Origin of the sequence: Acinetobacter sp. TWP2-2-3, from assembly GCF_049896445.1 — a bacterium.
In the GTDB taxonomy this organism is placed as follows: Bacteria; Pseudomonadota; Gammaproteobacteria; order Pseudomonadales; family Moraxellaceae; genus Acinetobacter.
The window spans coordinates 1-20,453 of sequence record NZ_JAFCUI010000007.1 but is presented as its reverse complement, the minus strand read 5'-3'; the positions used below and the strand labels follow the sequence as shown (position 1 = coordinate 20,453).

The window sequence follows — 20,453 nt, the reverse complement described above, 5'->3', positions numbered from 1 at the left end:
TTGTTTTACGTATACTGAAATGTTTATGGATTTTCACCCTCTCCCTTGACATTAATATTTTCTGCAAGCTGTAAAAAGTTATGAATACCAAAAGAAATATTTATAAAGATTTCGAACATCCCTTTGCCCAATATGTACGCATTGTGGGTAAAGGGAAAAATGGCGCCCGCTCTCTCTGCTATGATGAAGCCTATCAAGCCTTCAGTATGATTTTGAAAAATGAAGTGCTGGATGTGCAGTTAGGTGCATTCTTGATGTTATTGCGGGTCAAGGAAGAATCTGTAGATGAGTTGGCCGGTTTTGTACAGGCGACACGTGACCAGCTGAGTTTCAAAAAACTGGATGTCGATCTGGACTGGTCTTCATATGCGGGCAAGCGCAAGCATTATCCATGGTTTATTCTGGCAGCCCTGACACTGGCCAAGCATGGTTATAATATTGTGATGCATGGTGCCTCGGGCCATACCATGAACCGCGTTTACACCGAACAGGTGCTGACTTACTTAGGCTATCCAATCTGTCAAAATGATGCCGAGGTTGAACAGCAACTTCTACAACAGCATTTTGCTTACATACCGTTAGAAGTAATTTCTCCGATTCTTGCAGACTTGATTGCGCTGCGTAATGTCATGGGCTTACGCTCCCCAATTCATACCCTGGCGCGTCTGATCAATCCCTTTAATGCCAAAGCGACCCTGCAAGCCATTTTCCATCCAGCATATCGTGGTTCGCATCAGCAAGCAGCTTTCCGCTTGGGCTATAAAAATAGTGCCGTGATTAAAGGTGAAGGGGGCGAATTCGAGCGTAATCCGGATGCCAAAACGCTCATCTGTGGCATTAAAGATGGCCTGCTCTATGAGCATGAATTGCCAAAGCTCACTGATAACCGCAGTCCTATTGAAGAAAAACTGGATCTAGCGCTATTCAAGGCTGTCTGGAATGGTCAGCAAAGCCATGAGTATGGCGAGATTGCAGTGATAGAAACCATGGGCATTGCGCTATATACCATGGGCGTGTGTGGCAGCTTTGAAGCTGCGATGCAAAAAGCCAAAACCTTATGGGCGAATCGTCACACGGTTTAATCTTGTACAAAAGAAAAAAGCATTGTTCAGTGAATGAACAATGCTTTTTTTAATTGTATTGCTATTGGCTGGGAATTAAGCCTTAAACAAAACGAATCGGCTTGAATTCAGGTTCATTCTTGTGATGATCATCATCACACTCTTCACCCTCTTCTTTAGTACCGCGATCGATATAACCGCTGCGCTCATTTTCAGGCAGGTTTTTCATTTCCCAGGCATACACTGCCTGCATACAGGTCTGACGTTGTTCTGGTGTCAAGGCTACACCGTTTGGCCACTTTCCAATTTCGACTGCTGTTCTTAGGCGTTCAACAATCTCAGGATTGAGTACGGCAAGCATTTGTTCAATATTCATGATTTAATCCTGCTTAAAATAATCAAAGTCCTGATTCCACCCCAGTTTGGTTCGACAGGCATTATAAAAGTCATAACCCGGTGGATGCAGAAGATTCAGTTTAAAGGGATGCTTGCGAATATGGACGCTATCACCCACATTCAAAGACACACTGTGTTGTCCATCCGCACTAACCATCGGCAGTACGCGATTTTCACGAATCAATAATTTAATTTCACTATGTCCACCGACCACAATCGGGCGTGAAGACAAGGTATGCGGATGCATCGGTACCAAGGCAATCGCATCCATACTTGGATGTACGATCGGGCCACCACCAGAAAGCGCATAAGCTGTAGAACCAGTCGGCGTAGAGACAATCAGGCCATCACTGTGCTGACGATAGACATATTGCCCATCAATATTCAGCTCAAAATCGATCATATGCACCGATTTCCCTGAATGTAGCACCACATCATTTAGGGCAATGGCATCGTAAATCACTTCACCTTTGGAGCGAATTTCAACTTCGAGTAAAAAACGTCGCTCAGTCTGAAAGTCACCTTTTAATACCTGATCCAGCTTGAAGATCACTTCGGTCGGCTTGATATCCGTTAAAAACCCCAGACGACCACGGTTAACCCCGATTACCGGGGTATTGTACTTGACCAAGGCGCGTGCTGCATGTAACAGCGAACCGTCACCGCCCACGACAATCACCAGATCCACCACCTCACCCAATAAGGCACGACTGACGGTTTGGGTATTTTGATAGGGAACAAGTTCAGCTGTCGCTGCATCAAAAACTGGATGTAGGCCTAGATTGAGAAGATGATCGTGAATAAGGCATAAGGTTTCAACCACCGACGATTTATCAGGACGTCCTATTAACCCGATATTTCGAAAGGTCTTATGGGAAATTTGCACCAGTGTCGTCGCTCCGCTACGAATCCTGCTTATCATAACATTAAGCTATACCTGGATGACAATTTATAACAGTGCTTCATAGGTAGGAAATTATTTGAAATATATTCGAATTAAGGAGAAATTGTGGGGTTTCATTTTAATTTTAAGCGCATTTCTTGATTAAATATTGCAAAATAATGAAAAGCTTCGCATGATTAGCACAATTTCACAGGATCTTATAAGTATTTATGAAATCTGAACGTGGCATGGGGTTTCTTGCCTTAATTTTTTCTATTATTGTCATTTCTATCTTTGTAGCATTTAGTATCTATTTGATTAGATTAGACAATATTGTACGCGACAAGTTTGAAGGTCAGCGCTGGGATATTCCGGCCAAGGTCTTCGCACGTCCGATGGAAGTGTACGTGAATGCCCCAGTCAGCCTGCAGGATTTCCAACAAGAATTAAAATTACTCGGTTATAAAAATTCGGATAGTTATACTAAATCAGGCAACTTTGTCACCACGGGTAATACCCTGTATGTGCATACACGCGGCTTTGATTTTGGTGACCGGGTTGAACCGGAACAAATATTGAAAGTCAGTTTCAGCGGTGAACAGATTGCAGAAGTCAGCGCAACCAAACCGTCTTCAAGCGGGATTGCGCGTTTAGAACCTTTATTAATTGGTGGGATTTATCCGCAGCATAACGAAGACCGTGTGCTGATCAAGCTAAATAAAGTGCCTAAGCCCTTGATCGAAGCGCTGATCGCGACCGAAGACCGTAAGTTCTATGAGCATCATGGGGTTTCACCGCGTGGTATTGCACGTGCCGTAGTCAGCAATATTACCGGTGGTAAACGTCAGGGTGGCTCAACCTTGACCCAGCAATTGGTTAAAAATTTCTATTTGACCCCGGAGCGCACCTTAAAACGTAAAGTAAATGAAGCCTTTATGGCGATGCTGATTGAATTGCATTATGACAAGAATGAAATTCTGGAAGCTTATTTAAATGAGGTGAATCTGGGCCAGAATGGTAACTATTCTATTAATGGTTATGGTCTGGCATCGCAGTTTTATTTTGGCCTGCCACTGCGTGAACTGAATATTTCCCAGCAAGCATTTCTGGTTGGTCTGGTTCAAGGTCCGAGTCTATATAACCCATGGCGCAATCCTGAAAGTGCAAAAAAACGCCGTGATATCGTCCTGAATAATATGCTGGTGATGGGCTATCTGACTCAGGAACAATATGAAAAAGAAACCGCACGTCAGTTAAATGTCATTTCAAAACCGACTTTAGGCCCTGCCCGCTTCCCGGATTTTCTGGATATTGTACGTCGTCAATTACGCACAGATTATCAGGAAACCGATCTGACCAATCAGGGTCTGCGAATTTTCACCACTTTAGATCCTTTAGCCCAAACCAGAATTCAGGACAGCTTTAAAGAGACGGTGGCGCGTTTAAGTAAATCCAATCCGGGTCGCCTGAAAGATTTACAAGGTGCGGTATTGGTATCGCATCCGGAAAATGGTGAGCTGGTAGCCGCAGTAGGTTCTACTCAAGATTTTACCGGCTTTAACCGTGCAGTCGATGCCAAGCGTCAGGTTGGTTCCCTGTTAAAGCCTGTGATCTACCTGAGTGCACTGGAATCGAACCGTTATCATTGGGCGAGCCCGATTGAAGACAGTGAAATCAGCATTAAGAGTGACGGCAAAACCTGGACACCGAAAAACTATAGTGGTCGTGGACATGGTGTCATTCCAATGTCACAAGCCTTATCGCAATCTTATAACCTGTCCACTGTGCGTTTAGCACAAGAATTTGGCCTGTCTACCTTTATTAATCATCTGAAAAAATTTGGTGTAACTTCAGATATTCCATCTTATCCGTCGATTTACTTAGGTGCGGTAGATATGTCCCCGATGGAAGTGATGAATATTTACGGCAACTTTGCTACAGGCGGCTTTAAATACCCAACCAAAGCGATTCGCTCTGTGGTGGATGCCAACGGCCGCTCTCTGGATCGTTATAGCCTGAGTGTGCAACCGACCATTGATCCGGCTTCTGCTTATGCTCTGAATTATGGCTTACAACAGGTCATGTCGAATGGTACAGGTCGTGCAGCCTATAACAGCTTACCACGTAGTCTGAATCTTGCCGGCAAATCCGGTACCACGAATGACAGCCGTGACTCATGGTTTGCCGGATACTCAGGTAATTATATGACCGTGGTTTGGCTCGGTCTGGATGACAACAAAGTCACTGGCTTGACCGGTTCTTCAGGTGCCCTGCCCGTGTGGACCAATGTCATGAAACAGTTGCGCCAGAAACCGGTGAATTTGCCACAGCCGAATGAAATCGAATGGCATTGGCTGGATCGTTATACCGGTCATTTATCGGCACAAGGCTGTGAAGGCGCCATGTATATCCCGATTTCGCGTCATGCCCTGCCAAATCAGGCAACTGCCTGCGGCATCTCGCATTATGCGACGGAACCTTATGATATTGATTCAGAACCTGCGCCATCTGATACTGAACAGGATGATATGAGTCGCTATATACAAGAAAGTGAAACAGAAATAGAACGCGATCTTGAGAGCGAAACCCGTATTATCGCCAGTGGAAGTTATAGCCATTAATTGAGTCTATGTTTATGTTAAGAAAAATCCTCCCTGGTTTGCTCATCCTCAGTCTGGTGGGCTGCCAAAGTATCTCCGAGCCAAAAAAGCCAGTTAGCCCCGCCAAGCCTGCGACGGAAAAACCTAAGGCAAAAACACCAGACGGCGTCGTGATTACGCCTTATGACCGTCCTGACATCAAACGTCAGAAAATTGTCATTCCTGAACAGAAGCCGAAAAGCCAAAAGTTTGATGATGGCCGTAATTTGCCGGCCTTCAAGAGTCTGATGCAGCAAACCCAGCAGGCCTATACCAAGCAGCAATTTGCTCAAGCTGAAGCTGCTGCAACTCAGGCACAGCGACTGGCCCCTCAGGCACCAGAAACCTATTTATACTTGGGCATGATCGCCAACCGTAAAAATCAGCCAGCAAGCGCCGATGCTTTTGCCTTACGTGGCCTGAGTTATGCACAATCTAGTGTCATGAAAAAGCAGCTTTGGCAAGTGCGCCTTAAATCTGCTCAGTTGCGGAAAAATGCCAAAGCGATTCAGCAAGCTCAACAGGCACTGAAAAAGCTTTAAGATAATTTTCTATAGAAACTGACTTACTAATAGAAAGCGTATTTTCTAGATATAGCGTCTAAATATAGCGAATGCCGGCAATGCCATAAGCATGCTGGCTTTTTGCATAATCGAGCTCATCAGTCTTCATTCCGCCTAAAGCAAAAACCGGAATCTGTACCTGCTCTGCCATTTGCTTGAATTGTTCCCAGCCTAGCGCAGGTGTTTCTGGATGAGTCGCTGTCGCCAGTACCGGACTGAGTAAAGCCGCTTCACAGCCGATCTGTTCTGCATGCATTAAAGCGGTCAGGTCATGACAAGCTGCCAGATAACGATAGCCAGATTTAAGTTCGCCTTGTTTCAAGTCCATCAATTGAGTCTGTTTTAGATGAATCGTGCGAATCGTCTGCTGCTGCAATTCATTCAGTTGTGACCAAAGCTGCTGATTAATGATTAACTTGGAGAGTTGATCTACCGGATATTGCTGTACTTGCATGATCCGTTCAGGCGTTGCTTCCACGCGCCAATACAACATTTGATCTGTATCCAGACTTGATAAGATATCCAGATCTTCAGCAATCTTGATGCGCTGCGGCCATTGCAGCTTTTGAATTATGGACTGATTGGCTTTCGGAAAATTCAGCTGACCAAGTTCTTCCCGGCTGTACCAGCGCCAAGGCTGTTTGATTTCAGCCAGTTGAGCAGGCTGTACTAAAGCATGGAAAATATGCAAATTGACGATGAGATCTTCATATTCATGAGAAATAAAATCAGAGGCATGCCAGCGTTCAATATCAACACCGACCTCTTCAATCACTTCGCGGCGGCAAGCTTCGACTGGTAATTCACCCTGTTCAACTTTTCCGCCTGGAAATTCATATTTATTGCCCTGATGCTGCTTGGCTTCACGCCAGCCGACTAGAACCTGATTTTGATGAAATAAAAGCGCAATTGCGACATGAATCGTAGCTTTAGTCATGATGTACAGAACCGTTGAAGTTTTACAGATTGTAAGCAAATTAGAGTTTTTTATAAATTGCTCAATATTTCGTTGACAGACCTATTCGATAATGATTATCATTTAAATCAATCCAAAACACACCACGGAGTCGACGGAATGAACGCCCCATTTAGCTTATTTACCCGTAACAATGATACTCACCATGCTTTGCCAATGCTGCACTCCAACAATCTTTTTGCACTGGGTCGTGAAATCCGGATCATGCATGCCGGCGAAGAATACCGCTTGCGTCTGACCCGCAATAACCGTCTTATTCTGACCAAATAATTAAATCAGTTCTAATAATAACAAACGTGGGAAGCAGCAGTATGAATCAGCGCATACTGCTTTTTAATCTTCTGATCATGAGATTTGCTATTCAAGCTTAAAACTCAATAACACTTTAAGTCCGCCCAGATCCGACGGCGCATAGTCAATTTTAGCTGCATGCAGTGCCATAATTTTCTGGCAAATGGACAGACCTAGACCTGAACCCTGAGTGCGAGTCCCTAAGGCTCGATAGAAACGTTCACCTAGTCGTTCCAGCACATCATCAGCAATCCCCTCTCCTGAATTTTCAATCAGCAACTGTATCTGATGCTGCTGAATGACTGTCCTGATCTCGACCTGTCCCTGCGGCGACGTATAACGAATGGCATTGTCGACCAGATTGCGGATACAGCTAAAGATCAGCTCCTGATTCGCTTCAATCACAGCATCTTCAAGGTTTAGATTCCAATGAATGTCTTTTTCTTCTGCAAAAGGCTGCAATGCCTGCAAAGCCTCCTGAACCAGATTTTTAAGATTAATCGTTTGCGTTGGTAATTGCTCTGTGCGCTCCGGATCAAGTCGCGCCAGTAAAAGTAAATTTTCCAGTACCTGCGTACCGCGGTTGACATCATTCTGGATCAACTGCAATGCCTGAGGTAGTTGTGGATCATCTTGATATTTGCGTTTTAAAACCTGTAGCCGCATTTGAATCGCAGACAGTGGCGAACGCAGCTCATGCGAAGCATCTGCAGTAAAACGCTGTTCGGCAGCCAGTGACTTTTCTAGCCGGCCGAGCATGGCATTCAGCTGGCGAATAATCGGTTGCAGTTCAGTGATTTCAGGATCAGGCGTTTTGATAGGACTCAGATCCTGAGCAGTCTTGGAACCGATTGCGCGGGAAATCTTGTTTAATGGCCGTAACTGGCGTCTGATCGCAACACGCAAAATCAGCCATTGCACTAGCCATAAAATGAATAAGATCCCGGCAAAGCCCAATGTGGTTTGCCAGAGCTCATCGAAACGTACTGAAAGCGGTTGTATGATTTTGACCTGAAGGTCGTCATCTTCCGCAGTCAGGATGCGGATAAAACGACCATTCTCATAAGCAAACTGGAAGCCGTTGTTCTGTGCTTTTGGAATGGGATTAATTAATTCATCATCAATCGAAGTTGTCAGTACCTGCTGATCCAGCAACAAGGCATACTGGATATCAAACTGTTCACTGAGCTCATCCACCTGGGTGCCTTTGGCCTGGGTGACATCGCCAAGCAGCAACTCAGAAATCTGCTCCATTAATTCATCATGCAGCTGACTGGCCTGATAACTGGAAATTCCCAATAACAGCAGCCAGGCCAATATTCCGGCCAAGATGGAACTGAACAGCGCATGTTTAATTAGCCGGGTTTGCAGGGAAATAGCAGCCGACATGGGGTTAAGCCTCAGCCTTATGCATGCGATAGCCCAGACCGCGAATGGTCTTGATCATCTGGCTGCCAATTTTTTTACGTAACTGATAGATAAATACTTCAATGGCATTACTTTCAATTTCATCACCCCAAGCGTACAGCGATTCTTCCAGCTGTTCACGGGTGACAATATGTTCAGGCTGCTGCATCAGCTTGTATAGAATTTGAAATTCCTTCGCAGTCAGATTCACAGCTTGACCTTCTTTAGTTAGGGTCTTGGCTTGAGTGTCCAGACTGAGATCCTGCCATTGCAGGATATGATTCGGTGTTTGCTGTTTCTGTCTGAGTTGGGCACGAACTCGGGCCGAAAGTTCTTCCAGACTAAAAGGTTTGACCAGATAATCATTCGCGCCTAAATCCAGACCTTCAACCCGGTCATCAATACTGTCTTTGGCCGTAATAAAAATCACCGGCGTATCTTGATGTTGGCTGCGCAAAATTTTCAGAATGTCATCTCCAGTGGCATTCGGCAGGCCACGATCCAGCAGAATACAGTCATATTTATGCTGCTCAATCGCTAGGATCGCATGATCACCACGCTCTACCCGATCAATCACATAACCGTCCATTTCCAGCCAAGTCTGGATACTGTCTGCCTGAGACTGATCATCTTCCGCCAAAAGAATACGCATATTCTGCTCCGTTTGCTTCCTTGTTCTATCTTGCCTTGAAAAAGTTCCAGACTCAAAAAAACCACATGCTTTTTGGTAACTTGCATGTGGTTTCTTGTCGCTGTGTTCAAATTGATTTCAGCAAATCAGGCGATATTAGAAACGAACCTGATCAACCTCAATTTCAACACGTTTTGCCGGTTTATAATCAATGTCGATTTCACCTGTGATGATTACCGGTGTTTTGGCTGAAATCGGTTTGCCTTGCCAAAGTTCATCATCAATCTCAACAGTAATAGTTCCTGTGCTGTCTCGGAACTGGTATTTTTCATCACCGACCGCTTTCACGACATAACCTTTAAGCTGAACCTTACTGTCATCTTTCATGGCCAGTGCCTGTTTGACTGTGGTCGATTTAGCAAAAGCAGCCTGATTCACAGCAGTGTCGCTACTTGCTATCGTAGCCGTCGCGATAGAACCCATCAATGCAGCTGCCAAAACCGTATTTATCATCATTTTCATCGCAATTACCTCTTTAAAGTCTTGCCTTGTTTCGATGATGCTATTAAAACAGCCGAAGATGAATTGAATCTTAAGATTGCTTCATTTTCAAAATTAATTTAAGGGCACAACTCTCAGGACTTCTTCAAGCGTGGTCACACCTTCCAGAATCTTGCGTGCCCCGGCAATTCTGAGCGGCTCTACCCCTTCTTTTTTAACCTGCTGACGCAGCTGGTTCAGGTTGGCATCGGCACCAATCAGCTGTTTGGTGGTCAGACTCAATGGCATAATCTCATAAATCCCGATACGGCCTTTATAGCCGGTATGCCGGCATTCTTCGCAGCCCACCGCCTTAAAGACAAATTCCGGTCGCGGCAAAGGATAATCCGTAGCTAGATGCTGCCATTCCTGTTCATTCAGGAAGCTTTCCTGTTTGCAGTGCGGACACAGCTTACGTACCAGACGTTGAGCCAGAACACCCAAGATGGTTGCTGCTGTCAAAAATGGCTGTACGCCCAGATCATGCAGACGGGTCAGACTCGACGGCGCATCGTTGGTATGTAAAGTTGAGAGAACCAGGTGACCGGTCAATGCGGCCTGAATGGCCATATTGGCAGTGTCCTGATCACGGATCTCCCCGACCATGATAATGTCCGGATCTTGACGCATCAGTGCGCGCACGCCGTCAGCGAAGCCAAGATCGATACCATTATTGACCTGCATTTGGTTAAAGCTGGGTTCCAGCATCTCGATCGGGTCTTCAATGGTACAGACGTTGACCTGTTCAGTCGCCAGCTGCTTCAAGGTTGAATAAAGCGTAGTAGTTTTACCGGAACCGGTTGGGCCGGTCACCAGAATAATACCATGACTGTGACTGGTGAGATTATTCCAGTCATTGAGCAAATGGCCTTCAAAACCGAGTTGCTGGAAGCTTCTCACCAGCACTTCCGGATCGAAAATACGCATCACCAGTTTTTCACCAAAGGCGGTCGGCAAGGTCGACAGACGCAGTTCAGTTTCCTGTCCTTTAGGTGTCCGGGTTTTCAGGCGGCCATCCTGTGGCTTACGTTTTTCCGCCACATTCATCCGGCCCAGAATCTTGATTCGGGAAATGACGGCGGTCAATGTATTGGCCGGCATGTTGTAAATCGTATGCAGCACCCCATCAATCCGGAAACGGATCTTGCCGGTGTCTTTACGTGGTTCCATATGAATATCACTGGCACCTTGTTCAAAAGCAAATTGCAGCACCCAGTCCACCAGTTTGACAATATGCTGGTCATTGGCATCCGGATTCTGGGAATCGCCCAGTTGCAGCAAGGCTTCGACGCCCTTATTTTCCCGGTCATAGGCAGACGATTTTTGTGAACCACTAACTGCACGACTGACTTGATAGTATTCAGTAATATAACGTTGTAATTGTTCTGGATTCAGTAATACCCGTTGTATTTTTTTTGGTGCAATATTCTGCTCGAGATTCGACATCCATTCAGTTTTATAAGGCTGATCTGTAGCAATCAGAACTTTGTCTGCCTGAATTTCTACCGCCAGAATACGGTTGCGCAGTGAATATTCCTGCGACATGACATGGGTCAATGCCTGTACATCAGCTTTGAGCGGATCAATGATATAGAACATCAATCCGGTTTTTTCTGCCAGCCACTGACATAAACGGTTCAGGGTCAACGTCGTTTGAGGATGGGACTGATCGACCAGATTAAAATTGGCAATCCACTGTAAAGGGTGCCATTTTAATTGTTCACGTTGCCGATGAGTGGTTTGTACCAGCATCCGGTCGCGTTCACTGATCTTACCGTCTTTAAAGAGTTGGTCTAGACACCATGCCGTATCCATTTCAAAGTCAAATTTCATTATTATCAGTCCCCAAACTTGCCTCCACTATAACAAGTTTTTGCAGTTTTTCGCATGCTCTCGACCTATCGAATGTACGTTTCTATTTCAATCTCAAAAAGAAAGTAAAGAATGGATTTGATCGTTACCGCAACATTTTTAATCTATGCAAACCTGATCTCATCACATATATTTTTAAATAATCAACTCTTAGCTTGCTGAGGTCACAGATGGATCTGACTGCGGTTCCCCTGCATGCGCATTCTTTTCATGAACTGCTCACGATACTCACCTCGGCATTGGGCTGCGGCCTGCTAATTGGTCTGGAGCGGGAACGGCATAAGCAACGTGAGCAGCAGCCGAGTTTTGCCGGCTTACGTTCCTTTGCGATCTGTGCTTTATTGGGCGCACTGTGTTTCCTTTTTGGAATCGTGATTGCTGTAATAGGTGCTTTGATCGTGGGTGGTATGGTCATTTTATCCATCAAAAATCAGCCAGATGACCCGGGCATTACCACAGAGCTTGCATTTGTGATGACCTATTTTATTGGCGCCATGTGTTTGTGGAATATTCCTCTGGCAGCCGGTCTTTCTGTGCTCTTAACCGGTATTTTGATGGCCAAACATACCATGCACAATATTGCCGGAAAATGGATTAAAGAAGCCGAATTTAGGGATGGACTATTATTACTGGCCTTAATTTTGATTGGTCTGCCGCTGACCCCTGACCGGCCTTTTTGGGGCGAAGTGCTTAACCCTTATCTTATTTTAAAATTACTGACCTTAATTTTAGTGGTACAAGCTTTGGCGCATATTGCGAAACGCTTTTTCTCGACTAAAAATGCCCTGATGCTGTCCTCCATCGCTTCCGGTTTTGTTTCCAGTACAGCCACCATCGCACAGTTGGGCTTACAGGTCCGTAAAGGTGAAATGGATGCACGATCGAATGCCGGCGCCGCGCTGATGTCCTGTATCTCGACTATCGTGCTGCTATTGATTGTGGTTGGAGGCGTATCATGGAGCTGGTTGAAAATCCTGCTCTTACCGTCTTTAGTTGCCGTAATCCTTCTGGCAGCCTGTGCATTTTTATTACTGCGCAAGGCGAAACCGGCTCCGAGCATGGAATCATCAGACAGCCAAATGTTCAGCTTAAAAGAAGCCGTGATTATTGCAGTCACATTAACATTGATTCAGGCTGGAGTTTACGGACTGGAGGTCTGGCTCGGGGATGCCGGCTTACTGGCCGGGACCTTGCTCGCCTCTTTATTCGAGATTCATGCCGCGATGGCCAGTGTCGTCGTTCAAGGCGATCCTTCAAATATGCGTCTGATTTATGCCCTGCTTTTAGGTCTGGGTGCTCATGCCCTGGCCAAGTCAGCCAATGCAGCTTTGACCGGTGGCTGGAAGTTTGTCCTTTATTTTGCGCCTGTGCAGATTTTGCATATGGCAGTGTTGATTGGGGTTTTGTGGTGGATGGTCTTTTAATTATTAAATATTTCTAACTAATTAATTTTTATATTTTTACTAGGTTTTATTTCAATATTTTATAGTTATAATCGGATGGCTTAACTTTTAAAAAACAATTGAATTAATATAATTTTTATAGGGTATTTATGAAATTTAAGACTTTATCATTCGCAATTTTTAGTGCATTCATGTTAAGTGCATGTGGCGGAGGCTCATCTTCTGAATCATCAAATGAAGGCACAGGCACAGGCACAGGCACAGGCACAGGCACAGGCACAGGCAGTCTTGAACTTAGCACACCCTCATTTCAACAATGGACTACATTTTTCATTGATGAATATTCTGATTCAACTTTAGATTATGAAATTGAGCAAAGTACTTTTGATCAAGGAAATTTATACTTTAAAGTTGAAGAAACCACAGGTTGGGATGAAAGCGATACATTCTCTTTAACCGAGAATGGATTATATGATACAGGCAATATCCATACTAAATATGGACAGTTAAATGGAGTAATAAGAACAAATGCTACTACATGGCAACTAGCACCATACTCCTCTATTAACTCAAAAGATCTTCAAACGACCATTAAATTTAAAGAAATTGATATTAGTGGTAAAAATATTGCTCCACTACTTAGTCCTATTAATTATTTAACACTTAAATATAATTTACTTGATACCTATACAATGGGGGAATTAGGTGAAAAATTTTATACCTTAACAAGTGATGCAAAATTCCCAGAAAACTCAAAATGCATTCAATTTCAAGATATTTCAAATTCAAAAGAATATATTGAGCTCTATAAATATTCACTTGAAGAAGATATACAAGATTACTTAAAAACAGAATGGGCGAATGTATCCACCGATAGTAAAAACTATTCTAAAAAAACCTTTAAAGACGCAATTGCTTATTTAGATCTCCGAGAAGATCAGCAATGGGGTCTCGCAGAATATAAAAGTAAATATTATGAAGTGGATTATCATCCAGCAGGAAAAGAATATGATTTCAAAAACTTGCTATCAGAACTTCAAAGTTTGATAACTTCGGCAAAAGATAATAATGAGAAAAAATTTCGCCAAGAACTTTATAACTTAACTCAAAATGCATGCAATGCATTTAACGATGTCGCATCAAATGAGATTAAAAAACAGATGAATAATGTGACCAGTAAGTAATTTTTATCATTTGTCTTGGTTGGTAGCTAAATCATTTAAGAAATACAGGAACTTAAAGTTCCTGTATTTTCACCTTGTTATCACCTATTTTAAACTTCACATCTAAATCAGCAAACTTCATCCCATATACCCGTTCTTCATCTTCCTGATACGCTGGTCTTGGATCTAAAGATAAGACAGCTTCTAGTTCCTGAATCGTCTGCACAGAAATTTTTCCATTTCCTAGTAATTGTTGCTTTTGCTGCTCCGCTTCATCACACCAGATGACGGTTTTACGTGATGGTTCATCCTGTGCATAACCACTTTGTGCTTCGATGATAGCATCCGAATATTGAATATAAGGTTTGATATCCATAATTGGCGTGCCATCCAGCAAATCACTCCCCGTGACATACACCTGAACATGCTTGCCAACCTTTCTCACTTCTTTGAGTTTGACCACAGATAAACCAATCGGTGATGGACGATACATGCTGCGTGTAGCAAACACGCCTATTTTCTTGTTACCGCCCAAACGTGGCGGACGCACTTGTGGACGAAACTGGCTATTGTCCTGGTTTTTATTGTCATGAAATTGCCAGATCAGCCAAAGATGACTAAATTCTTCAATTCCCTCAAAGGCGAGCAGGTCATTATAAGGCCCGACCATTTCGATATAGCTTTCGACCTGAACCAGATTCGGCTGACGAGGAATACCAAATTTTTCTTTATAGGGAGAGCGAATATAACCAATTATCGGCAGCTTCAGTTCAGTCATCATCACTTTTTTTGATAAGCTCAATTAAATATATTCAGTTTATCGAGAATGAATTTAGATTAGAATAGCAAGCTGTTCTAATTTGATAATTTATTGAGACCTTTAATGGCTGCTTTTAACGTCGAAAAGATTACTCACGTCCACCACTGGAATGATACTTTATTCTCTTTTAAAACGACTCGTGACACTGCTTTGCGTTTTAAAAACGGTCAGTTTGTAATGATCGGCCTTGAAGTCAATGGCAAGCCGTTAATGCGCGCATATTCAATTGCAAGCGCAAACTACGAAGAAGAGTTAGAATTTTTCTCAATTAAAGTGCCTGATGGTCCACTGACTTCGATTTTACAGAAAGTAAAAGTCGGCGATGACATTTTGGTTTCTAAAAAGCCAACAGGTACATTGGTACTTGATGACTTGAACCCAGGTAAAAATCTTTACCTGCTTTCTTCTGGTACTGGTCTTGCACCGTTCCTGTCGACTATTCGCGATCCTGAAACTTACGAGCGTTTTGAAAAGATTATCGTAGTTCACGGTACCCGTTTCATTTCAGAACTGGCTTATCAAGATTTGATCCTGAATGAAGTGCCAAATCATGAATTCTTCTCTGAACTCGGCGCGAAAGAAAAATTGGTATATTACCCAACCGTAACCCGTGAAGAATATCCAAACCAAGGTCGTGTTACGACTGCGATTGAAACCGGCGAACTGTTTGAAAAAATCGGTCTGCCACGTTTCAACCCGGAAACTGACCGTGCCATGTTATGTGGTAGCCCGGCATTCCTAGATGACGTTGCTGCGCTTCTTGACCAACACGGTCTGAAAGAATCTCCAAAAATGGGCGTTCTAGGTGACTACGTGATTGAACGTGCATTTGTAGAAAAATAAGATTTGCTAAACTAAAAAACCGGACTTTTAAGTCCGGTTTTTTATTGGAACCATCACTAAATAATTAACGATCGCGACCTTCCTGGTTTGCAGAACCTGAACAGCCTGCGCCACCTGCAATGATGAAACCCGTTTGCGCTTTACATGAACCAATCATACGGCCATGAGAGTCAAATGTAGTCACTGACGATGCACAGCCCGTCAATATAACAGTCACTACGAGTGCAATAAGTGCCGATAATTTCATGATATTCCCCTTTATTATTTACGGTTTTAAATTAATCTGATTTTGGCTTGGTGGCGTTGGTAATAGGCCCGTAGCAGCATTTGGCGTATTATAATTCACACCCAAGGCATCGCCTGAACCACTACAATGTGCACTTGCGGTCGAAAGTAGGCCACGCGTCGCCATACATGAACCGATGATTTTTCCTGTTGCATCATAAGTCACGACTTTGGAACTACAAGCGGCTAGCCCCGATATTGCCAATATTGAAAAAATTTTAATTAAATTCACATTAACCCTCGCACGATGCAAAAAACTAAATTATTAAAATTTATGTATATTTTCTGAATTTCGCCAGAGATTCTAATTTAATTTATTAATTTGTAAAGCTTTATTTTTCAAATATTATAAAAATGGAAATAAATAAAAAGCTGCCCTGCAGGACAGCTTTAAATATAAAAATTAGCTGGATTTATGTTTAAGTGATCTTTCTTCCAGAGACTGCTTAATCACTTGATAACCTGATGTGATGCCGAGTGTAGCGATAATTACAGCCACAATAATATCCGGCCAAAGACTGCCTGTACCAAATACGCCTACGGCTGCCAAAATGACCGCAAAGTTGCCAATTGCATCATTGCGACTACAGAGCCAGACCGACCGCATATTGGAATCACCTTCACGAAAAGCATAAAGAATTGCTGCTGTAAATACATTCGCTACTAAGGCCAGCACACCAATCAGGCCCATTGTCAGTGCTTCAGGTGGAATACCTTGCAGATAGGCGTAAATCACTTTGCCAATCACTACCAGACCAAACAATGCCATGGTCATCCCCTTTACCAAAGCGACTGTTGCCCGCCAATACAGACTCGCACCAAGTACAGCCAAAGAAATCCCGTAATTGACGGCATCACCAAAGAAATCTAGCGCGTCTGCCCACAAGGCCGATGAATGTGCATATGCACCACCGATCAGCTCTACTACAAATAAAGTCAAGTTCACCAGCAAGGCAATCCATAGCGCTGTTCTAAATTTGCTGTTGGGCTTGATGGGTGCCGGTTCAGGACTACAACTACAAGCCATATCATTCCCCCAATGATTTTTTATATAAAATACGATAAATTGATTAGAAACTATGGACTAACTCCAAGGTCAAGCATGAGGGCGATATGTCAGTTTATTTGATTTCAGAAATGGCCAAAAAGACTGGTCTAAGCACTGATACCCTACGTTTTTATGAGAAAAAAGGCTTTATTCAGCCGAATTTTCGAGCAAGTAATCAGTATCGTTATTATGGTGAAGACGCATTAAAAAGACTGCTTTTTATCAAGCGTTGCCGTGCCTTAGACATGTCATTAAAAGAGATTGAAACCCTGATTCAACTTGAACAAAATCCGGATCAGGAATGCTGTGCCGTAAACCAATTGATTGATCAGCATCTTTTAGATATTTCAAATAAAATTAAAGAATTACAAATATTTGAACGGCAACTGATCACACTGAGAGAAAGTTGCAACACCCCAACCACTATTGATCATTGCCAGATTTTAAAAACGCTTGAAAACCCTGAAAATGACTGAATATTGAAGATATTTTATGGAGAATTCTTTACTTAAAAAAGAACTTTGTTTTACCTCCAAATCGCGTATTTCCGAGTGATTTACTAGGTTGAATCCAAATTCCAGATGATTAGAATAAAGCCGTACTTTTTATATGTCTTTCGATTTGATCATGAGCATTACCACCGTTACTGAACTTCTCTCACCAGCTGGCTCACTCAAAAATATGCGCTACGCTTTTGCTTATGGTGCAGATGCAGTCTATGCCGGCCAGCCGCGCTATAGCCTGCGGGTTCGTAATAATGAATTTGACCATGACAATTTAGCGATTGGCATCAAAGAAGCGCACGAACTAGGCAAAAAATTCTATATGGTGGTCAATATCCAGCCACATAACTCCAAGCTGAAAAATTTTATTCGTGACTTGGAACCTGTGGTCGCGATGCAGCCAGATGCCCTGATCATGTCCGATCCAGGTCTGATCATGCTGGTGCGTGAACATTTTCCAGAGATAGATATTCACCTGTCGGTTCAGGCCAACGCCGTGAACTGGGCAACCGTGAAATTCTGGAAAAACATGGGGCTGACCCGTGTCATTCTGTCACGTGAACTATCCATTGAAGAAATTGCAGAAATCAAACAGCAAGTGCCTGATATGGAGATTGAAGTATTCGTACATGGCGCATTGTGTATGGCCTACTCTGGCCGTTGCATGCTGTCCGGTTATATGAATAAACGTGATGCCAATCAGGGTGCCTGCACCAATGCCTGCCGCTGGGAATATAAAGTTCTGGATGCCAAGGAAGATGAAACCGGTGATGTCATTCCAGTAAAAAATCTGGATTCAGGCTGCTGCTCTAAAGATGCTGATGAACAGCACATGCAAGAACAACATCAGTTTGATGAGCCTGTGCTATTGCAGCGGAATGATGAAGATATGTTTGCTGCTGAAGAAGATGAACATGGCACTTATTTCATGAATTCTAAAGATCTGCGTGCAGTCCAGCATGTAGAACGCCTAACCAAAGTAGGTGTACATTCACTGAAAATTGAAGGCCGGACCAAGTCTTATTTCTATTGCGCCCGTACTGCTCAAATTTACCGTAAAGCGATTGATGATGCGTTGGCGGGTAAACCTTTTGATCCATCACTGATGACACAATTGGAAGGCTTAGCGAATCGTGGTTATACCGAAGGTTTCCTACGCCGCCATGTGCATAGTGAATATCAGAATTATGAACATGGTTCTTCCAGTTTTGATCATCAAATTTTCTGTGGCGAAGTGCTGGAGCGTAATGGAGATTACATCAAGATCGATGTGAAAAACCGTTTTATCGTCGGTGACTCACTCGAACTGATGACGACTAAAGGCAATATCACTTTCACTTTAACCGAAATGAAAGACAAAAAAGGTAATCTGATCGAAGATGCCAAAGGTTCAGGTCACATCGTCGAGATTCCGGTTCCGGCAGATGTTGATATGCAATATGCCCTGCTGATTCGTAATCTGCCAAGCTCGACTGCGGATATTTCGGCATCTTCACTGGCTTATCAGGCGAGTTAAGTATGGCACTGTTGATTACCGACAAATGCATCAATTGCGATATGTGTTTACCGGAATGCCCGAATGACGCGATTTATGAGGGTGCGAAAGTTTATGAAATTGATGTGAACCGTTGTACCGAATGCGTCGGTTTTTATGAGCATCAGACCTGTGTGGATGTCTGTCCGATTGAATGCATTACTCCACATCCGGAGTATCGGGAAACACAAGAACAATTACTGGAAAAATTTAAGGGTTTGAACTTATTTAAATCTTAAAAATGAAGCGATGGAATAAACATTGCTTTATGTAAAGACAACCTTGGGGAAAGTATAAAAATAAGGGTTGAAAACAAAAACTGTGCAGAGGAAAGGAACAGCTGAAAGTGCGTGGGGACACTTTTGGCTGATCCAATAATAAATATAAAAAAAGGAACTCGGGTGTTAGCGTCCTGAGTTCCTATAAAGCGACAATAATGTATTTATAAGAATAGCACCTCGGTTTTGGGGAACCGAGGTGCTATTTTTTTTACTGCCCAGAACGGATGATGTAATCAAAAGCAGACAGTGATGCCTTGGCACCTTCACCGGTCGCAATGATGATCTGCTTGTAAGGCACTGTGGTACAGTCACCTGCCGCAAACACACCTTTCACATTGGTTTCGTTGCGGTCGTTAATCACAATCTCGCCACGGTTGGTCAGCTCAACTGGGGTTTCTTTCAGGAAGTCCGTATTTGGCAACAAACCGATCTGCACGAAGATCCCTGCAAGTTCAACTGTATGCTCTTCATCAGTCGCACGGTCTTTGTATTTCAGTGCAGTCACTTGTGCACCGTCACCCAGTACTTCAGTCGACAAGGCATTCTTGATCACGGTGGTGTTCGGCAAGCTGTTCAGTTTGTCTTGCAGCACCTGATCCGCACGCAATTTGGTATCAAATTCCACCAAAGTTACATGCTCTACAATCCCTGCCAGGTCGATCGCAGCTTCCACCCCCGAGTTACCGCCACCGATGACCGCAACACGTTTACCCTTGAACAAAGGACCATCACAGTGCGGGCAGTAGGCTACACCACGAGTTTTATATTCCTGCTCACCCGGAACGTTCATCTCTCTCCAGCGTGCACCAGTCGAAAGAATCACGGTTTTCGACTCCAGTCTGGCACCATTCTCTAAAGTCACTTCCACCAGACCATTGGCCGTTGCATCCGCACCTTTGATATTAGAGACACGTTGCAGGTTCATGATGTCGACACCATATTCACGCACGTGGGCTTCCATCTCGGCAGCAAATTTAGGGCCTTGGGTCTTCTGTACAGACGTAAAGTTTTCAATGTCCATGGTATCCATGACCTGACCGCCCATGCGTTCAGCCACGATCCCGGTTTTAATGCCTTTACGTGCTGCATAGATCGCAGAAGTATTCCCTGCAGGACCACCACCGATCACCAGGACATCAAAGGCATCTTTGGCATTCAGCTTTTCCGCATCTTTGGTAGCGGCATTGCTGTCCAACTTGGCAATGATTTCTTCCAGCGTCATACGACCCTGACCGATATGCTGGTTGTCCTGGAATACCATCGGCACCGCCATGATCTTGCGCTCTTCGACTTCGTCCTGGAAGAAAGCCCCAT

The 20,453-nt window shown here is 43.7% G+C and carries 22 protein-coding genes; 10 read left to right on the top strand and 12 right to left on the bottom strand.

Annotation, left to right across the window (positions count from 1 at the left end):
* Positions 1 to 80 precede the first annotated feature (80 nt).
* Entirely contained in the window at positions 81 to 1,082 is a 1,002-nt protein-coding gene (locus ACP7AK_RS10755) for a glycosyl transferase family protein (protein WP_425879877.1), read from the top strand.
* A gap of 82 nt (positions 1,083 to 1,164) precedes the next feature.
* Here ACP7AK_RS10755 and ACP7AK_RS10750 read toward each other — a convergent pair whose 3' ends face one another.
* Both ACP7AK_RS10750 and ACP7AK_RS10745 read right to left on the bottom strand, forming a co-directional pair.
* Positions 1,165 to 1,437 (bottom strand): YeaC family protein, encoded by a 273-nt coding sequence (locus ACP7AK_RS10750; RefSeq protein ID WP_004278992.1) that lies wholly within the window; start codon positions 1,435 to 1,437, stop codon positions 1,165 to 1,167.
* 3 nt (positions 1,438 to 1,440) lie between these two features.
* Positions 1,441 to 2,379: an NAD(+) kinase gene (locus tag ACP7AK_RS10745; RefSeq protein WP_004645573.1), complete on the bottom strand. Its 939-nt coding sequence runs from the start codon at positions 2,377 to 2,379 to the stop codon at positions 1,441 to 1,443.
* Positions 2,380 to 2,570: 191 nt separating this feature from the next.
* Here ACP7AK_RS10745 and mrcB point away from each other — a divergent pair, with 191 nt between their 5' ends.
* Positions 2,571 to 4,961: a penicillin-binding protein 1B gene (gene mrcB, locus ACP7AK_RS10740; protein ID WP_425879876.1), complete on the top strand. Its 2,391-nt coding sequence runs from the start codon at positions 2,571 to 2,573 to the stop codon at positions 4,959 to 4,961.
* Positions 4,962 to 4,975: 14 nt separating this feature from the next.
* Positions 4,976 to 5,521: a tetratricopeptide repeat protein gene (locus ACP7AK_RS10735; protein WP_312584334.1), complete on the top strand. Its 546-nt coding sequence runs from the start codon at positions 4,976 to 4,978 to the stop codon at positions 5,519 to 5,521.
* Between the two features lie 58 nt (positions 5,522 to 5,579).
* On the opposite strand, the gene ACP7AK_RS10730 is transcribed toward ACP7AK_RS10735, so the two are convergent.
* Entirely contained in the window at positions 5,580 to 6,479 is a 900-nt protein-coding gene (locus ACP7AK_RS10730; protein WP_425879875.1) for an NUDIX domain-containing protein, read from the bottom strand.
* A 138-nt stretch (positions 6,480 to 6,617) separates the two neighbouring features.
* Here ACP7AK_RS10730 and hemP point away from each other — a divergent pair, with 138 nt between their 5' ends.
* Positions 6,618 to 6,788, top strand: a complete 171-nt coding sequence (hemP, locus tag ACP7AK_RS10725; protein WP_004645578.1) for a hemin uptake protein HemP — start codon at positions 6,618 to 6,620, stop codon at positions 6,786 to 6,788.
* A gap of 87 nt (positions 6,789 to 6,875) precedes the next feature.
* Here the strand turns inward: hemP and ACP7AK_RS10720 are convergent, their stop codons facing one another.
* The 4 genes from ACP7AK_RS10720 to ACP7AK_RS10705 all read right to left on the bottom strand — a co-directional run bounded on the left by ACP7AK_RS10720 (position 6,876) and on the right by ACP7AK_RS10705 (position 11,220).
* Positions 6,876 to 8,198, bottom strand: a complete 1,323-nt coding sequence (locus ACP7AK_RS10720; RefSeq protein ID WP_425879874.1) for an ATP-binding protein — start codon at positions 8,196 to 8,198, stop codon at positions 6,876 to 6,878.
* A 4-nt stretch (positions 8,199 to 8,202) separates the two neighbouring features.
* Positions 8,203 to 8,868, bottom strand: coding sequence for a response regulator transcription factor (locus ACP7AK_RS10715; protein WP_004645580.1), 666 nt, complete (start codon positions 8,866 to 8,868; stop codon positions 8,203 to 8,205).
* Between the two features lie 135 nt (positions 8,869 to 9,003).
* Positions 9,004 to 9,369 (bottom strand): NirD/YgiW/YdeI family stress tolerance protein, encoded by a 366-nt coding sequence (locus tag ACP7AK_RS10710; protein WP_004645581.1) that lies wholly within the window; start codon positions 9,367 to 9,369, stop codon positions 9,004 to 9,006.
* A 93-nt stretch (positions 9,370 to 9,462) separates the two neighbouring features.
* A complete protein-coding gene (locus ACP7AK_RS10705; RefSeq protein ID WP_425879873.1) occupies positions 9,463 to 11,220 on the bottom strand; it encodes a GspE/PulE family protein in 1,758 nt (585 codons plus the stop codon).
* Positions 11,221 to 11,429: 209 nt separating this feature from the next.
* Between ACP7AK_RS10705 and ACP7AK_RS10700 the strand changes: the two genes are divergently transcribed.
* Together ACP7AK_RS10700 and ACP7AK_RS10695 are read left to right on the top strand one after the other, a co-directional pair.
* Positions 11,430 to 12,683 carry an MgtC/SapB family protein gene (locus tag ACP7AK_RS10700; protein WP_425879872.1) on the top strand — a complete coding sequence of 418 codons (1,254 nt, stop codon included), beginning with the start codon at positions 11,430 to 11,432 and terminating at the stop codon, positions 12,681 to 12,683.
* Between the two features lie 128 nt (positions 12,684 to 12,811).
* The gene (locus ACP7AK_RS10695; RefSeq protein ID WP_425879871.1) at positions 12,812 to 13,846 is read left to right on the top strand and encodes a hypothetical protein; all 1,035 of its coding nucleotides are present in this window, start codon (positions 12,812 to 12,814) and stop codon (positions 13,844 to 13,846) included.
* A gap of 52 nt (positions 13,847 to 13,898) precedes the next feature.
* On the opposite strand, the gene tsaA is transcribed toward ACP7AK_RS10695, so the two are convergent.
* The gene (tsaA, locus tag ACP7AK_RS10690; RefSeq protein ID WP_425879923.1) at positions 13,899 to 14,603 is read right to left on the bottom strand and encodes a tRNA (N6-threonylcarbamoyladenosine(37)-N6)-methyltransferase TrmO; all 705 of its coding nucleotides are present in this window, start codon (positions 14,601 to 14,603) and stop codon (positions 13,899 to 13,901) included.
* Positions 14,604 to 14,708: 105 nt separating this feature from the next.
* Between tsaA and ACP7AK_RS10685 the strand changes: the two genes are divergently transcribed.
* Positions 14,709 to 15,488 carry a ferredoxin--NADP reductase gene (locus tag ACP7AK_RS10685; protein WP_004279005.1) on the top strand — a complete coding sequence of 260 codons (780 nt, stop codon included), beginning with the start codon at positions 14,709 to 14,711 and terminating at the stop codon, positions 15,486 to 15,488.
* A 64-nt stretch (positions 15,489 to 15,552) separates the two neighbouring features.
* On the opposite strand, the gene ACP7AK_RS10680 is transcribed toward ACP7AK_RS10685, so the two are convergent.
* From ACP7AK_RS10680 to ACP7AK_RS10670, 3 genes are all read right to left on the bottom strand, one after another.
* Entirely contained in the window at positions 15,553 to 15,735 is a 183-nt protein-coding gene (locus ACP7AK_RS10680) for a hypothetical protein (protein ID WP_005247454.1), read from the bottom strand.
* 18 nt (positions 15,736 to 15,753) lie between these two features.
* Positions 15,754 to 16,005: a hypothetical protein gene (locus ACP7AK_RS10675; RefSeq protein WP_071851683.1), complete on the bottom strand. Its 252-nt coding sequence runs from the start codon at positions 16,003 to 16,005 to the stop codon at positions 15,754 to 15,756.
* A 171-nt stretch (positions 16,006 to 16,176) separates the two neighbouring features.
* Positions 16,177 to 16,800 (bottom strand): cation transporter, encoded by a 624-nt coding sequence (locus ACP7AK_RS10670; RefSeq protein WP_005106481.1) that lies wholly within the window; start codon positions 16,798 to 16,800, stop codon positions 16,177 to 16,179.
* Positions 16,801 to 16,886: 86 nt separating this feature from the next.
* Between ACP7AK_RS10670 and ACP7AK_RS10665 the strand changes: the two genes are divergently transcribed.
* The 3 genes from ACP7AK_RS10665 (at position 16,887) to ACP7AK_RS10655 (ending at position 19,097) form a co-directional block, all read left to right on the top strand.
* On the top strand, positions 16,887 to 17,297 hold the full coding sequence (locus ACP7AK_RS10665) for a Cd(II)/Pb(II)-responsive transcriptional regulator (protein WP_253111915.1): 411 nt from the start codon (positions 16,887 to 16,889) through the stop codon (positions 17,295 to 17,297).
* A 133-nt stretch (positions 17,298 to 17,430) separates the two neighbouring features.
* On the top strand, positions 17,431 to 18,840 hold the full coding sequence (gene yegQ, locus ACP7AK_RS10660) for a tRNA 5-hydroxyuridine modification protein YegQ (RefSeq protein WP_425879870.1): 1,410 nt from the start codon (positions 17,431 to 17,433) through the stop codon (positions 18,838 to 18,840).
* Between the two features lie 2 nt (positions 18,841 to 18,842).
* A complete protein-coding gene (locus tag ACP7AK_RS10655; protein ID WP_425879869.1) occupies positions 18,843 to 19,097 on the top strand; it encodes a YfhL family 4Fe-4S dicluster ferredoxin in 255 nt (84 codons plus the stop codon).
* A 250-nt stretch (positions 19,098 to 19,347) separates the two neighbouring features.
* Here the strand turns inward: ACP7AK_RS10655 and ahpF are convergent.
* A partial coding sequence (ahpF, locus tag ACP7AK_RS10650; protein ID WP_425879868.1) for an alkyl hydroperoxide reductase subunit F occupies positions 19,348 to 20,453 on the bottom strand: 1,106 nt, incomplete at its 5' end.